Origin of the sequence: Streptomyces sp. NBC_00443, assembly GCF_036014175.1 — a bacterium.
Lineage (GTDB): Bacteria > Actinomycetota > Actinomycetes > Streptomycetales > Streptomycetaceae > Streptomyces.
Genome location: NZ_CP107917.1, coordinates 1,202,125 through 1,216,428, shown reverse-complemented (window position 1 = coordinate 1,216,428; position 14,304 = coordinate 1,202,125). Strand labels below are relative to the sequence as shown.

Annotated in this window: 16 protein-coding genes and 1 tRNA gene; 9 read left to right on the top strand and 8 right to left on the bottom strand. The window is 71.5% G+C overall.

The annotated features are described in order from the left end of the window. The first annotated feature begins 51 nt into the window (after positions 1 to 51). From OHO27_RS05520 to OHO27_RS05510, 3 genes are all read left to right on the top strand, one after another. Positions 52 to 534: a YfbM family protein gene (locus OHO27_RS05520; RefSeq protein ID WP_328420835.1), complete on the top strand. Its 483-nt coding sequence runs from the start codon at positions 52 to 54 to the stop codon at positions 532 to 534. A 71-nt stretch (positions 535 to 605) separates the two neighbouring features. Then, on the top strand, positions 606 to 965 hold the full coding sequence (locus OHO27_RS05515) for an MmcQ/YjbR family DNA-binding protein (protein ID WP_328420833.1): 360 nt from the start codon (positions 606 to 608) through the stop codon (positions 963 to 965). 158 nt (positions 966 to 1,123) lie between these two features. Then, positions 1,124 to 1,197: transfer RNA gene (locus OHO27_RS05510), tRNA-Pro, on the top strand. A 74-nt stretch (positions 1,198 to 1,271) separates the two neighbouring features. On the opposite strand, the gene rox is transcribed toward OHO27_RS05510, so the two are convergent. The 8 genes from rox to OHO27_RS05470 all read right to left on the bottom strand — a co-directional run bounded on the left by rox (position 1,272) and on the right by OHO27_RS05470 (position 8,795). Next, the gene (gene rox / locus OHO27_RS05505) at positions 1,272 to 2,699 is read right to left on the bottom strand and encodes a rifampin monooxygenase (RefSeq protein WP_328420831.1); all 1,428 of its coding nucleotides are present in this window, start codon (positions 2,697 to 2,699) and stop codon (positions 1,272 to 1,274) included. Positions 2,700 to 2,718: 19 nt separating this feature from the next. Continuing rightward, positions 2,719 to 3,246, bottom strand: coding sequence for an NUDIX hydrolase family protein (locus OHO27_RS05500; RefSeq protein ID WP_328430357.1), 528 nt, complete (start codon positions 3,244 to 3,246; stop codon positions 2,719 to 2,721). Positions 3,247 to 3,288: 42 nt separating this feature from the next. Then, positions 3,289 to 4,461, bottom strand: a complete 1,173-nt coding sequence (locus OHO27_RS05495) for an amidohydrolase family protein (protein ID WP_328420830.1) — start codon at positions 4,459 to 4,461, stop codon at positions 3,289 to 3,291. Between the two features lies 1 nt (position 4,462). Further along, on the bottom strand, positions 4,463 to 5,866 hold the full coding sequence (locus OHO27_RS05490; RefSeq protein ID WP_328420828.1) for a glutamine synthetase family protein: 1,404 nt from the start codon (positions 5,864 to 5,866) through the stop codon (positions 4,463 to 4,465). Positions 5,867 to 5,943: 77 nt separating this feature from the next. Continuing rightward, on the bottom strand, positions 5,944 to 6,753 hold the full coding sequence (locus OHO27_RS05485; protein ID WP_328420826.1) for an SAM-dependent methyltransferase: 810 nt from the start codon (positions 6,751 to 6,753) through the stop codon (positions 5,944 to 5,946). A 159-nt stretch (positions 6,754 to 6,912) separates the two neighbouring features. Further along, the gene (locus tag OHO27_RS05480; protein ID WP_328420824.1) at positions 6,913 to 7,797 is read right to left on the bottom strand and encodes a hypothetical protein; all 885 of its coding nucleotides are present in this window, start codon (positions 7,795 to 7,797) and stop codon (positions 6,913 to 6,915) included. 111 nt (positions 7,798 to 7,908) lie between these two features. Continuing rightward, positions 7,909 to 8,607, bottom strand: a complete 699-nt coding sequence (locus OHO27_RS05475) for a response regulator transcription factor (RefSeq protein WP_328420822.1) — start codon at positions 8,605 to 8,607, stop codon at positions 7,909 to 7,911. Between the two features lie 14 nt (positions 8,608 to 8,621). After that, the gene (locus OHO27_RS05470) at positions 8,622 to 8,795 is read right to left on the bottom strand and encodes a hypothetical protein (protein WP_328420820.1); all 174 of its coding nucleotides are present in this window, start codon (positions 8,793 to 8,795) and stop codon (positions 8,622 to 8,624) included. A gap of 292 nt (positions 8,796 to 9,087) precedes the next feature. Between OHO27_RS05470 and OHO27_RS05465 the strand changes: the two genes are divergently transcribed. The 6 genes from OHO27_RS05465 (at position 9,088) to OHO27_RS05440 (ending at position 14,287) form a co-directional block, all read left to right on the top strand. After that, positions 9,088 to 10,125 (top strand): sensor histidine kinase, encoded by a 1,038-nt coding sequence (locus tag OHO27_RS05465; protein ID WP_443059517.1) that lies wholly within the window; start codon positions 9,088 to 9,090, stop codon positions 10,123 to 10,125. A gap of 162 nt (positions 10,126 to 10,287) precedes the next feature. Next, complete coding sequence (locus OHO27_RS05460; RefSeq protein WP_328420817.1) at positions 10,288 to 10,602, top strand: helix-turn-helix domain-containing protein; 315 nt, start codon at positions 10,288 to 10,290, stop codon at positions 10,600 to 10,602. Further along, positions 10,542 to 10,928: a cupin domain-containing protein gene (locus OHO27_RS05455; RefSeq protein WP_328420815.1), complete on the top strand. Its 387-nt coding sequence runs from the start codon at positions 10,542 to 10,544 to the stop codon at positions 10,926 to 10,928. Before OHO27_RS05460 ends, OHO27_RS05455 begins: the two co-directional genes overlap by 61 nt. 52 nt (positions 10,929 to 10,980) lie before the next feature. Then, positions 10,981 to 12,342 (top strand): M24 family metallopeptidase, encoded by a 1,362-nt coding sequence (locus tag OHO27_RS05450; protein ID WP_328420813.1) that lies wholly within the window; start codon positions 10,981 to 10,983, stop codon positions 12,340 to 12,342. Then, positions 12,342 to 13,319 carry a thiamine pyrophosphate-dependent dehydrogenase E1 component subunit alpha gene (locus tag OHO27_RS05445; RefSeq protein ID WP_328420811.1) on the top strand — a complete coding sequence of 326 codons (978 nt, stop codon included), beginning with the start codon at positions 12,342 to 12,344 and terminating at the stop codon, positions 13,317 to 13,319. The genes OHO27_RS05450 and OHO27_RS05445 overlap by 1 nt, the downstream gene beginning before the upstream one ends. Further along, positions 13,307 to 14,287 (top strand): alpha-ketoacid dehydrogenase subunit beta, encoded by a 981-nt coding sequence (locus OHO27_RS05440; RefSeq protein ID WP_328420809.1) that lies wholly within the window; start codon positions 13,307 to 13,309, stop codon positions 14,285 to 14,287. The genes OHO27_RS05445 and OHO27_RS05440 overlap by 13 nt, the downstream gene beginning before the upstream one ends. Positions 14,288 to 14,304 lie beyond the last annotated feature (17 nt).

The window sequence follows — 14,304 nt, the reverse complement described above, 5'->3', positions numbered from 1 at the left end:
ATGGTTCTGAAAGTGGCCGAACAAGCAGCACATCAAGGGGGATTGCCTGTCATGGGCGTCAGCATTTCATTCATCAGCGCGACGACGGAGGAGCTGGACAGGGCGGCGGCGGAACCGGATTGGGCAGACGAGTACCTCTTCGAGCTGTACGGCGAGAACCCTCCGATGCCGGACCGTCCCGACGGCGGCCCGGACAAGGCGTTCGGCGGCCTTCAGTTCCTGTTCGACGAGGCCGAGATATCACTCGAGTTCGTGATGGACGGGTTCCAGATCCGGGACGCCGGCACCCTGTTCGGGTGGACCGTGGAACAGATAGACAGCGTGGCACGGGAGCTGCGGGCGACTCCGTGGGAGCGGCTGGCGGCCCACTACGACGCGGAGCGGATGGGGAAGGAGGATGTGTACCCCAACATGTGGCGGTTCGACCCCGAGGGGCAGCTGGAGTGGCTGGAGGGGGCATACGAGGAACTTGTCGAGTTCTTCGGCGCGGCGGCCGACCGCGGCCTCGGAGCGTTCATGACCTTCAGCTTCTGAAGGGCCGCCCAGGCGTCGGGCCGACCCCGTTCACCAGGTGGTTGTCAGTGGCAGCCGCTACCGTGCCTGTCATGCCGGATGCCGAAGACGTACGCCGTATCGCACTGTCCCTGCCGGATACGACGGAGAAGATCGCCTGGAGCATGCCCACGTTCCGGGTCGCGGGCAAGATGTTCGCCACGCTGCCCGAGGACGAGACCTCCATCGCCGTGCGCTGTCCCAAGGAGGAGCGCGACGAACTGGTGCTGGCCGAGCCGGACAAGTTCTGGATCGCCGACCACGAGGCGCAGTTCGCCTGGGTGAGAGCTTGGCTCTCCGCCCTGGACGACGAGGACGAACTGCGCGACATCCTCGCCGACTCCTGGCGCCAGGCGGCACCGTCGAGCCTGCTGGAGGCACATCCCGAGTTGGGGCCGGCAACGGCGGAGTGAGACCGGTGGGGCATTGTCGGCGCCCTGTGTCATGACCGGAAGGCGCGAGGGGACCTGAAGACGCCGGGCACGCGGAAACGAGTGCGCGACCACCGACCCGAGTGCGGTATTGTTTCCATGCACGTTCGGCCAGGGGAAACCCCAGGTCAGCGGGGCACCGGGACGTGGCGCAGCTTGGTAGCGCACTTGACTGGGGGTCAAGGGGTCGCAGGTTCAAATCCTGTCGTCCCGACGGTGCGAAGGGTCTTCGCAGGCGAGAGCCTGTGAGGGCCCTTTTCGCTTGGCTTCCCGGGGCCGACCGGGTACTCATCCGGTTGCGGCGCCGAACCACCGCGGCAGCCGGCCGAGCAGCTCCTGCTGATCCTCGCCGGCCCAGGCCACATGGCCGTCCGGCCGCAGCAGCACCGCGGGCACGTCCAGTTCCTCGCCGGCGTCGACGACGTGGTCGACCCGATCCGACCAGCCCGCCGCCGAGAGCCGCCCTGTCCGGTCGAGCAGGAGTCCGCGGCCGCCGCGCATCCGCTCGTAGAGGCGGCCCTGCTTCAGCTTCACGTCCCGCAGCCGTCGGCCGAGCAGTTCGTGGCCCTCGCCGAAGTCGTAGTGGACCCCGATGGCGGTGATCTTCTCGATCAGGTAGCGGTTCACCTCCTCGAAGTCCATCAGCTGCGACACCAGTCGGCGCACCGACTGCGGACCCAGTTCGGTGGACATCAGGTGCATCTGCGCACGGGTGTTGTCCAGCACGTCGGCCGCCACCGAGTGCCGTTCGCTCTGATAGCTGTCCAGCAGCCCGTCCGGTGCCCAGCCGCCCAGCTCGGCGGCCAGTTTCCAGCCGAGGTTGAACGCGTCCTGGATGCCGAGGTTGAGGCCCTGGCCGCCGGTCGGCGGGTGGATGTGCGCCGCGTCGCCGGCCAGCAGCACACGGCCGGACCGGTAGCGCTCGGCCTGCCGGGTGGCGTCGCCGAAGCGGGACAGCCAGCGCGGTGAGTGGACGCCGAAGTCGGTGCCGGCGACCGCCCGCAGCTGTTCCCGGACCTCCTCGAAGGCCGGCGGGACCGAGCGGTCCTCGGCCAGCCCCTCGGCAGGCACGACGACCCGGTAGACCCCGTCGCCGAGAGGCATGAAGCCGAACCGCTTCTGGGTCCTGCGGACTTCGGCCATCACCGACATCAGCGTCTCCTGCGGTACGGCCACCTCCATCTCGCCCAGCAACGTCTCCACCGTGGCGGGCTCGCCGGGAAAGCCGACGCCGAGCAGCTTGCGCACCGTGCTGCGGCCGCCGTCGCAGCCGACCAGGTAGCGAGAGCGCAGCCGTGTGCCGTCGGCCAGCTCGGCGGTCACCGCGTCGTCGTCCTGGTCCAGCCCGACCAGCTCGCAGCCGCGACGGATCTCGGCGCCGACCTCGGCGGCGTGCTCGGCGAGCAGGCGGTCGGTGATGGTCTGCGGGATACCGAGGGTGTAGGGATGCGCGGTGTCCAGCCCGTCGGGCCAGGGCTTGTCGATGCCGGCGAAGAAGCCACCGACCCGGTACTGCTGCCCGTGCGCGAGGAACCGCTCCAGCAGACCCCGCTGGTCCATCACCTCGACGCTGCGCATGTGCAGACCGAGTGAGCGCACCACCCTGGTCGGCTCCGGCTGCTTCTCCAGCACGAGCACATGCACGCCGTGCAGCCGCAGCTCCCCGGCCAGCATCATGCCGGTCGGACCGCCGCCCGCAATGATCACGTCGATCATGACAACGCCGTCCGGTGGTTCAGATCACGCAGCCCACATGCGCCAGCGCCTGCTTCAGCAGCACCCCGTGGCCGCCCGGCATCTCGCTCTGCACCGCCGGGGACAGGGCCTCCTGCGGGCTGAACCAGACCAGGTCGAGGGCGTCCTGGCGGGGCCGGCAGTCGCCGGTGACCGGGACGACGTAGGCGAGGGAGACCGCGTGCTGACGCGGGTCGTGGTACGGCGTGACGCCGTGCGTCGGGAAGTACTCGGCGACGGTGAAGGGCTGGAGTGAGGTCGGGACCCGGGGGAGAGCCACCGGGCCGAGGTCCTTCTCCAGGTGCCGCAGAAGGGCGTCGCGGACGCGCTCGTGGTGCAGCACGCGGCCGGAGACAAGGGTCCTGCTGACTGTTCCGTCCGGTCCGATGCGCAGCAGCAGGCCGATGCTGGTGACCTCGCCGCTGTCGTCGACCCGCACCGGCACTGCCTCGACGTACAGGATCGGCATGCGTGCGCGTGCCATCTCCAGCTCGTCGGAGGGCAGCCAGCCGGGCGTGGTCTCGGTCATGTCAGACATTGCTTGATCATACTTTCCGGGAATTGCGAACGCTCAGTCGCGAGGCGGGCGGGGCTCGGGGGCGGGGTCGGGTTCGGGGGCGGGAAGTCCGTAGAGGCGGCGGGCGTTGTCGCCGGCCGCCCACGCCGCGATCCGCAGCGCGTCCGGCAGGCCCAGTTCGTCGGCGTCCACCCGGTCCTGGAGCAGTTCGCCCAGGCCGCGGCGGAACGCCAGTGCGCCGAGCTGGTAGAACTCCGCCAGACCATACGCGTCGGAGGCGTACAGCAGCTTGCGGAAGGGGGTGATCTCCATCGCCTCCGCCAGGATCGCCCGGGACCGGGCGGGGCCGACGTGGTGCAGGGTGAGGCCGACGTCGAGGTACACCTCCTCGAAGACCGCCGCCAGATAGGCGGCCTGGCGCTGATAGGGCCAGCAGTGCAGGAGCAGCACCGGAATCGTGCCCTTGATGAGGTGCAGCCAGTCCGTCAGGTGGGTCGGGTCCACGCGGTGCAGTCGGATGTCGTTGTCGCCGAACCCGGTGTGGAGTTGGAGGGGGCGTCCCAGATCGACCGCCGTCCACAGGAGGTGGCGGACCAGAACCGGGTCGGTCAGGCGGCCGCCGTTCGCCAGCCACTGCCCGGCCGCCGCGGTGACCAGCGAGTCCGACGGGCGCGCCGGGTTCAGGTCGAAGCCGGTCCGGTAGGCGGCCACCGACTTCACGGCCACCACTCCCGGACGCCGTACGGCCTCCTCCGCCGCTGTGCGGAAAGCGGAGGCGTAGGCATCCGGTTCGACCCCCCGCGCCGCCAGCTCTTCGGCGACCGCCTCCAGCCGTACGACCTCGTACGCGGTCGCGTCGGCGGTCTCCGCCAGTTCCCGGGGTGTGGTGAGGCGCTGCGGGGTGTAGCCGGTGTCGACGCAGAACACCTCCGTTCCGGCGGCGGCGAGCAGCCGTCGGTCCACCTCGCGCCGGCCCAGCTCCGCACGCCGGGCCAGATACGCGTCGGCGGGGGCGTGCCGCGGCAGATCCAGCAGGGGTGCGCAGTGGCGGCGTACGGCCACGCCGACCGGAGTGTCGAAGGACGAGCTGCCCGGCCAGGGCTCGCCCTCGGTGAGCAGGGACTCGAAGCCCTCCCTGTCCAGGTCGGCGGTGACGATCCCGTGGCAGTGGTGGTCCACCAGCGGCAGCGCCGCGAGCGCCTCGTGGACCGGCCCGGTGGCGTCCACGTCAGTACTTCCAGCGGTACGCCGCCGCGACCTGGTCGTCGTCCAGCCCGGCGACGGCGTCGACCTCGCCCTGCCGTACGGCGATCACGGCGTCGGCGAGGACCGGGCCCAGCGCGGCCCGCAGCGGCTCGTTCGTACGGAACTCCGCCACGGCCTCCGTGAGCGAGGCCGGCAGCCTGCGGACACCCCGGGCAGCCGCCTCCTGGGCGTCCAGATGCGCCGGATCGCCGGTGATCTCCTGCGGCAGCCGCGCGCTCGACGTCAGTCCGTCCAGCCCGGCGGCGATCAGGCAGCCGAGGGCGAGGTACGGGTTGGCGGCCAGGTCCACCGGCTTGACCTCCAGGTTGGCAGCCTCGGCGCGATGGCCTGCCGTGCCGGTGACGACACGCAGCCCGGCCTCCCGCGTTTCCCGGCCCCACGCGGTGAACACCCCGGCCCACTGCGAGGGTCTGAGCCGCAGATGGCTCGCCGGGCTCGGCGCGGTCACGGCCGTGAGGGCGGGGAGGTGGGCGAGGATGCCGGCCGCGAGGGACTCGGCCTCGGGCCGCATGCCGTGGCGGCGGTCACCGCCCGCGTGCAGATTGATCCCCTCGCGCCAGGCGGAGAGGTGGACATGGCCGCCGTTGCCGACGCCCTGACCGAGGACCGCGGGGGCGAAGGACACCGCGAGCCCGTGGCGCCGGGCCACCGCCCGGATCGTCTGCCGCACCAGCACGCTGCGGTCGGCCGCCGCCACCGGATCGAGCGCGGCCACCGACAGCTCGAACTGCCCCGCCGCGTACTCCGGATGGAACTGGTCGACCTCCACGCCCTGCCGCGCGAGCGCCGCCAGCAGCTCGGCGGCGCAGTCGCTCAACTCGACCTGGCGGGCGGCGCTGTACGCCGGACCCGTGACCGCGGGCACGAACTCGCCGTCGGGGCCCGGGGGTTGAGCGACGGCCCACTCGATCTCGATGCTCGCCTTGAAGATGACGTCGTGCCGCTCGGCGGCCTCAAGGACCGTTCGCCGCAGGAACGTACGGCTGCACGCGGGATGCCGCTCGCCCTCCTGGGTGATCCGGTCGACCGGCGCCCACGCCCAGCCGGGCTGTGCGGACAGCTCCACCAGCGGGTCGAGGTCGGGATAGAGGCGCAGGTCGCCGTCCGGGGAGCCGAGGACGTCCGTGGTGACGATGGAGTCACCTGCCAGGAAGGTGTCGAACACCGGCGACATCCCGACACCCCAGGCCGCCGCGGAGGCGAGCTTCGCCGTCGGGATCGTCTTCACCCGGGCGATGCCCGCCGTGTCGACGTAGGCCAGGACGATCCCGTGCACGCCCCGCCCGGACAGCTCGCCGCTCAGCGCGCCCGCCCGCTCGACGTCACCGGGACGCCCGCCCGGGACGGGATCGGCAAGGGTGGTCATACGGTCTCCTCGACGAACTCGGCCGGTCCGTGCCGATCCGTTCCGGTCTGGCCGGCACGTGTGGTCCCTGCTGGGCGTCAGGGTTTCACGGCGACCGCGCCGTACTGCGGCACCGCAGCGGGAGAGTCGGCGGCGCGCCACTGCGAGCAGGACACCATGCCCGGCTCCAGCAGCTCCAGCCCTTCGAAGAAGGCCGCGATGTCCGTGCCGCTGCGGGCCGTGATCGGCGGCGTGGCGTTCTCGTTCCAGAACTTCATCGCCGGGATCTGGCCCTCGCCGCCGAGCTCGGAGTCGAACGTCGGGTGCGTCAGGACCAGGTGGCTGCCGGAGGGAACCGCGGCCAGGACACGCCGCACGATCTCGCGGGCCTCGTCGTAGTCCAGGACGAAGTTGAGGATGCCCAGCATCATCACCGCGACCGGCTCGGTGAAGTCCAGGGTCTGCGCGGCGCGTTCGACGATGGCGTCCGGGTCGTGCACATCGGCGTCGATGTAGGCGGTGACGCCCTCGTGGGTGCCGGTCAGCAGCGTGCGGGCGTGCACGAGCACGATCGGGTCGTTGTCGACGTACACGATCCGTGAGTCGGGTGCGACGCGCTGGGCGATCTCGTGGGTGTTGTCCGCCGTCGGCAGTCCGGTGCCGATGTCCAGGAACTGCCGCACGCCCCGCTCCTCGGCCACGAAACGCACCGCCCGGCCGAGGAAGTCGCGGTCCGCGCGGGCGATGTCCCGGATGATCGGGAACATCCCTGCGACATGCTCGCCGACCTGCTGGTCGACCTCGTAGTTGTCCTTGCCGCCGATCCAGTAGTTCCACACGCGCGCGTTGTGCGCCACACCGGTGTTCAGCCTCGCCGACCCGCCCGACGGGGTGTGGCCATCACTCACGACTCGTCCTCTCCTCGCACGCACGACCGAAACCGGCCATCGGCGCCATTGTGCCGCTCCGTTGATCACGCTGTCCCGGGAATCGGCAGAGCCGGGAGGGCTGTTGGAGGGCGGCAGTGCGGAGTGCGGCGGGAGGGAGAGGGAGTCGCCGGCCGTGTGTTACTCGATCTCGCTGGGGGCCGAGGCGGGCGACTTCCCGGCCAGGACGTCCTTCAGGCGCTGGGTGCCGAGCTTGACCGCCTGCTCCACGGAGTCGTGCTCGTCCCCGTCGAGGCCGCCCGCCGTGACGGTGATCGCGTCGTTGCCGACACGGACGGCGGCGACGTCGAGGGTCAGCGTGGCCTCCTCGCCGCCGGTCGTGCCCTGCACCGTCACGCGCAGGCCCTCGCGGGCGTCGCCCACGTCGGGCAGCGAGGTCTCGATGACCTGGACGGTGCGCTCCTCGCCGTTCTCGGTCATCGTGAACTGGTCGCACTCGTCGGGCAGCTTCGCCATCCAGTTCAAGGAGTCCTGCGGGTCGGTGCGGTCGTAGGACGCGACCTGGTACAGCAGCCGTGAGTCGTCCTGCGTGAAGCCGCGCAGCGCGTTCGCTCCCGACGGCTTGCCCAGCAGGTCGTCGTCGTAGAGCGAGTCCATGAGCCGCTGGCAGTCGGCGGCGTCGGCCTTGGCGGTGAGGAAGTCCGAGACGTCCACGGTGCCGATGAGCAGGCTGTCGTGCCAGTTCTCGGCCTCGGTGTCCTTGACCTGGGTCCAGTCGTCCTCGATGTCCGCCTCGGTGATCAGCGCGGTCTGGGCGCCGGACTCGGTGAGGGTGGCACCCCCCGTGGGAGAGCCGGTAGTGGTCGGAGAGCCGGTAGTTGTGGGGGATCCGGTAGTGGTGCGGGAACCGGTCGGCTGCTTCCTGGCGGCGGGGGACGCGGTGACGCCGGAGGCCCGCGAGCCGTCTTTGTCGCCGTCGTCCGAGCAGGCGGCGGTAGCCAGCAGCGTTCCTGCCGCCAGGGCCGAGGAGAGGACGCGGACGAGTCGGGACGTACGACGGGTCATCGGGGTGCCTCCTGAGAACGTGACGAGTGTCCTCAGCGCACCACCGGAACCCCCGGCCCACCACCGGCACCGGCCCGTTCGAGTGACCACGCCCGGGAGCCCGCCGACGCCTCAGCCGCCCGGTTGCCCGTACCCGTGCTGCCAGGCCCAGACCGCGATCTCGACGCGGTTCCGGGCGGACAGTTTCAGCTGGACGCTGGACAGGTGCGTCTTGACCGTGGACAGGGAGACGTACAACTCGGCGGCGATCTCGGCGTTCGTACGGCCGAGGGCGACCCGGCGCACGACGTCGAGTTCGCGGTCGGTGAGGGGCTCCGTGGGCTGCGCCGGCCGGACCGGGGCGGCGGCGACGGCCTGTGGGGCGGTGATGTGACTCAGCAGGCGGACGGTGACGGACGGCGAGACCAGTGAGTCACCGGCCGCGGCGGCGCGGACCGCCTCCGCGAGGAGGGTGGGCCCCGAGTCCTTCAGCAGGAACCCGCACGCGCCGCCGCGCAGTGCCCCGTACACGTACTCGTCGAGGTCGAACGTGGTCACCACGACCACCCGCATCGGGTCGGCCACGTCGGGCCCGGCCAGCAGCCGGGTCGCCTCCAGCCCGTCCAGCCTCGGCATCCGGATGTCCAGCAGACACACGTCCGGTCGCTCCCGCCGGGCCAGCGCCACCGCCTCCTCGCCGTCGCGGGCCTCGGCGACCACGGTGATGTCGGGCTGCGCGTCGAGGAAGAAGCGGAAGCCGGTGCGGACCATCTCCTGGTCGTCGGCGATCAGGACGCGGATGGGCGCCCCGGAGGGGGGTGCGGTGGTCATGGTTCGATCATGCCTCAGGGGCGCGGCTCGGTGGCCCGGATCCATGGTCGGTCCGCGCTCCGGGCCGGAGCAGCCGTCACCTTGCGCAGCAGGCCGTGCACCCGGCGCCGGTTCAGGACGTTCGCGGCGGCGGTCAGACCGGCGGGGGCGGTAGTGACGACGAATGACGACGGACTGCCGCGCTGCATCACGTACTCCCGATGTCCGTGGTGAGGATGCGGCTTCAGCCTCGCCCGCGGGTCCGGGCGGGCGCCTCGGCCATAAGGCCGGCGTCCGCGACGGGCACTCGGCCGATCGGCCGATCTCGCCGGGCGCGGGCTCACCTACCGTGATCGGCATGAAGTCCGCCTCCCCCGTGGCTGCGCACGGGGCTTCGCCGTCGGCCTCCTGCTCGCCGCGTGTGTCGTCGACATCCTCTACGCGGGTTCCGACGGCACGAGCGTCCTGCCGTCGGCGAGCCCGGCCTGGCCGACCCTGGCCGTGCTGCTCGTGGGCCTGGCCGCCGTGCTGTGGCCGGCCCGACGCAGGCCCGCATGGCTGACCCCGCAGATGCGCACCGCAGCGCCCGCCATCGCCTCGATCCTGTACTCGGCGGGCTCGCTGCTCGCCGGTGCGCAGAACGTCTTCGGTCCGGGCGAGGCCGTGATCCTGCTGTACCTGCTGTTCGTCGCGGTACGGCACTGCCTGCCTCGCTGGGCCGTGGCCTGCGCCGCCCTCGACGTGGCCGCGCTGCTGCTGTTGCCGGTGCGGTACATGAGGTCCGTGCAGGACGAGGCGCTGGCCCTCATCCTGCTCGGCCTGGTGCTGGTCGGCGTCTTCGCGGGCCTCGCCGCGTACCTGCGCACCCTGGACTACCGGCGGGCGGTCACCGTCGGCGAGACCCGGCGCGCCGAACGCGTCGCCATCGCCGCCGACCTGCACGACTTCGTCGCCCACCATGTCACCGGGATCCTCGTGCAGACGCAGATGGCCCGCATGATGGCGCGGACCCAGCCGCAGGAGCTCGACCCCGTCCTGGCCGGCATCGAACGCGCCGCCACCGAGGCCCTCGCCTCGATGCGCCGTACCGTCGGCGTGCTGCGCGACACCGGGGAGGAGGGTGGTGACCGCCGCCCGGTCGGTGACCTGGCGGGCGTCGCCGAGCTGACCGACGGCTTCGCGAGCCCGGTCCAGCAGGTCACCCTGAGCCGTGATCCCGCGGTGTCGGCCGACCTGCCCCATGAGGTGCAGGCGGCGGCCTTCCGGGTCGTCCAGGAGGCGCTGACCAACATCCGCCGGCACGCCGCCGACGCCGCGCACGTGGAGGTCCGGCTCCGGGACGACGCCGGGCGCCTGGAGGTGTCGGTCGCGGACGACGGGCGGGGCGGGACGCAGCTTCCTGCGGCCGCGCACGGGGGCGGGTTCGGACTGGTCGGGCTGAAGGAGCGGGTGACGGCACTGGGCGGGGAACTGCATGCCGGGCCGCGGGGTGGAGCGGGGTGGGAGGTCCGGGCGCTGTTTCCTGCGGGGAAGGGCTGATGTCCATGCCCAGTGGCTCGGGGCCCGGGACTTGTGGGCGGCTGCTGGTTGTTCGTGGCGGGGCGCGCAGTTCACCGCGCCCCTTCGGGCATTGCGGTACCGCGTGCGTGCCGCTCGCTGTTCAATGAGAGCGAACAGCCCCGCCCTGCCGAGAGGAGCCCCATGCCCCCCGCCGCCGTCCCGCCGGTAGGCGCCCGCATCCGGCAGGCCCGCCTTGCGCGCGGGACGAGCCTGCGGGCGCTCGCGCGCGAGGTCGGCGTATCGGCGAGCCTCATCTCGCAGATCGAGAACGGCAAGAGCCAGCCCTCGGTCAGCACCCTCTACGCCATCACCACGGCTCTCGGCATCTCCGTCGAGGCCCTCTTCGAGGCGGGCGAGACTACAACGGCCTCCCCGGCGGCGGCAGCCCCGGTACCGTGCTGCACGCCCTCGCCGCTTTCGCCGCCGACCCCGGTCGCCGGATCGGCCCGCTGGTGACGCCCAGGGAGCGGGAGGTGCTGGAGCTGGACTCGGGCGTGGTGTGGGAGCGTCTCGGCCATGTTCCCGGCAGCGACGTCGACTTCCTGCTCGTGACGTACCGACCCGGCGGGGCCTCCTCCAGCTCCGGTGGCCTCATGCGCCACACCGGCACCGAGTACGGCTGTCTGACCTCGGGCGAGCTGATCCTCACCCTCGGCTTCGACGAGTACACGCTGCGTCCGGGCGACGCCGTCTGCTTCGAGTCGACGACCCCGCACCGCTACCGCAATGATGGTGACGTAGCGGCTACGGGCATCTGGTTCGTGTCCAGTGTTGTTCAGTGAGACTTGACACTCACCGCATACAGTCGTTGACTCCCAAGCGGGGGTGGTCGCCATGGCGATCCGCACTTTCGGACCCAATGCCGTCGACTGGGAAGAGCGCGTCGACCTGGACCGGCTGCGCAAACAGCGGCTGGCTCGCCTCAACGAGACCCTGAACCGCTCCGAGCTCGGTGCGGTGCTCAGCTTCGACTTCGCCAACATCCGCTACATGACGGCCACGCACATCGGCACCTGGGCGATGGACAAGCTGATCCGCTTCGCCCTGCTGGTGCGCGGCGGCGAGCCGATCGTCTGGGACTTCGGCTCCGCAGCCCGGCACCATCAGCTCTACAACCCGTGGCTCGATTACAGCGACGGCAAGGAAGGCCCGCCCACGGGCGCCCGCGCCGGCATCTCCACCCTGCGCGGCGCCTTCCACCCGCAGGCCCAGATCGCCGCGGACGTCGCCGCGAAGATCGCCACCGAGCTGCGCGCACACGGCCTGGCCGACGAGCCGCTCGGCATCGACGTCGTCGAGATGCCGGTCCTCACCGCCCTGCGCGCCGAGGGCATCGAGGTCGTCGACGGACAGCAGGTCTTCCTGGAGGCCCGCCGCATCAAGACACCGGACGAGATCTCCCTGCTCACCCAGGCCTGCGCGATGGTCGACGCCGCGTACGAGGAGCTGTACGGCTATCTGCGTCCTGGGGTGCGCGAGAACGAGTGTGTCGGGGTGGTCAGCAAGGTGCTGTACGACCTCGGCAGCGAGTACGTCGAAGGCGTCAACGCGATCTCCGGCGAGCGCTGCTCACCTCATCCGCACGTCTACAGCGACCGCCTGATCCGCCCCGGCGACCCCGCCTTCTTCGACATCCTGCACAGCCACCTCGGCTACCGCACCTGCTACTACCGCACCTTCGCCGTCGGCAGCGCCTCCCGCGCCCAGCGCGACGCCTATGTGCGCTGCCGTGAGTACATGGACCAGGCCATCGACCTCGTCCGCCCGGGCGCCACCACCGCCGACATCGTGCAGGTCTGGCCGCGCGCCGAGGAGTTCGGATTCGCCGACGAGACCGCCGCGTTCGCCCTCCAGTACGGCCACGGCGTCGGCCTGTCGATCTGGGAGAAGCCGATCTTCAGCCGACTGGTCTCCCTGGACCACCCCGAGGTCCTGGAGGAGGGCATGGTGTTCGCACTGGAGACCTACTGGCCCGCCGCCGACGGCTGGTCCGCCGCCCGCATCGAGGAGGAAGTGGTCGTCACCGCCGACGGCTGCGAGGTCATCACGAAGTTCCCGGCGGAGGAACTGCTGGTGGCGGGCCGCAAGTACTGGACGGTCGGCGGCGAGTTGAACACCCGGCGCGAGTCGCAGTCCCACCTCAACACGTCGCGCAGCACCTCCGGCGGCACCTCCCGTGGCGACGGGGACCACTGATGGAACCGGCCGAACTCCTCGCCGCGTACGAGCAGATGACCGTCATCCGCCGTACGGAGAAGGCCGCCCACGACCTCTTCCTGCAGGGCCTCGTCAAAGGCACCACCCACCTGGCCGCCGGACACGAGGCCATCGCCGTCGGCGCGAGCGCCGCCCTGCGCCCCGACGACTACGTCTTCGCCACCTACCGGGGACACCATCACGCGCTGGCACGCGGGGCCACCCCGCAGGAGTGCCTCGCCGAACTCATGAGCCGGGCAACGGGGTTGTGCGGGGCCAAGGGCGGCTCCATGCACCTGACCAAGGCGTCCACCGGGATGCTCGGCTCGTACGCCATCGTCGGCTCCCACCTCCCGATGGCGGCCGGCGCGGCCTGGTCGGCCCGGCTGCGCGGCACCGACCAGATCGCGGTCGCCTTCTTCGGCGACGGCGCCACCAACATCGGCGCCTTCCACGAGGCACTCAACCTGGCCGCCGTGTGGAAGCTGCCGGTGCTGTTCGTCTGCGAGAACAACCTCTACATGGAGTACACGCCGATCGCCGACGTCACGGCGGTGCCACGGCCCGCCGCCGACCGGGCGCCCGCGTACGGCATCCCGGGCGAGGTGGTGGACGGCAACGACGTCCTCGCGGTCGAGGAGGCGGTGGCCCGGCTCGCGGCTCGGGCCCGGGCAGGAGACGGGCCCGCGCTGCTGGAGGCGCTGACCTACCGCCACTTCGGGCACAGCCGCTCCGATCCGGCGACCTACCGCCCGGCCGAGGAGGTCGAACGCTGGCTGAAGCACGACCCGTTGGACCTGGCGCGGGGCCGGCTCGTCGAGACGGGGGTGCCGGAGGCGGTGATCGGCGAGGCGGACGACCGGGCGACCTCCCTCGTCCAGAAGGCGGTCGAGGCCGCGAAGGCGGCGCCCGCGCCCGATCCGGACGAGGCCTTCACCGACGTATGGGCGGACGGAGGCGCGGCGTGGCGGACGTGATCAGTTATCGGGAGGCGGTCGCCGAGGGCATCGCGCGGGAGATGCGGCGCGATCCGTCCGTCGTGTGCCTGGGCGAGGACATCGGTGCGGCGGGCGGGGTGTTCAAGACGACCGTCGGGCTGCTCGAGGAGTTCGGGCCCGAGCGGGTGTGGGACACGCCGATCTCCGAACAGGCCATAGTGGGGGCCGCCATGGGCGCCGCGATGACCGGGATGCGGCCCGTCGCCGAGATCATGTTCTCCGACTTCCTGGCCTGCTGCTGGGACTATCTCGCCAATGAGATCCCCAAGGTGCGGTACATGACGGGCGGCCAGGTCACCGTCCCGCTCGTGGTGCGCACCGCCAACGGCGGCGGGCTCGGCTTCGGCGCGCAGCACTCCCAGGCGACCGAGAACTGGGCGCTCACCGTGCCCGGTCTGAAGATCGCCGCACCGGCGACTCCCGCCGACGTGACCGGCATGATGGCGGCGGCGATCCGCAGCGACGACCCGGTCGTCCTCTTCGAGCACAAGGCGCTGCTCGCCTCCAAGGGCGCACCCGCACCGCCGGACCACGTCGTCGAGCTGGGCCGGGCCGCAGTCGTCCGCGAGGGCGCCGACGTCACCCTCGTCGCCCTCGCCTCGATGGTGCCGCTCGCGCTGAAGGCCGCCGACCTGCTGTCCGGCGAGGGCATCGAGGCGGAGGTCGTCGATCTGCGCTGTCTGGTGCCGCTGGACATGAGCACCGTGCTCGCGTCGCTCGGGCGGACCTCGCGGCTCGTCACCGTCGAGGAGAACCCGTACCAGGGCGGCTGGGGCGCGACGGTCGTCTCGGTCGTCGCGGACGAGGGGTTCGGCCTGCTGGACGCGCCGGTCAGGCGGGTGGCGGGCGAGTGCGTTCCGCTGCCGTTCGCCGACGCGCTGGAGGAACGGGTGATTCCCACCGTCGACAAGGTCGTCACGGCCGTGAGGAAGCTCGCCGCCTATTGAACGTCCCGTCCGAACAC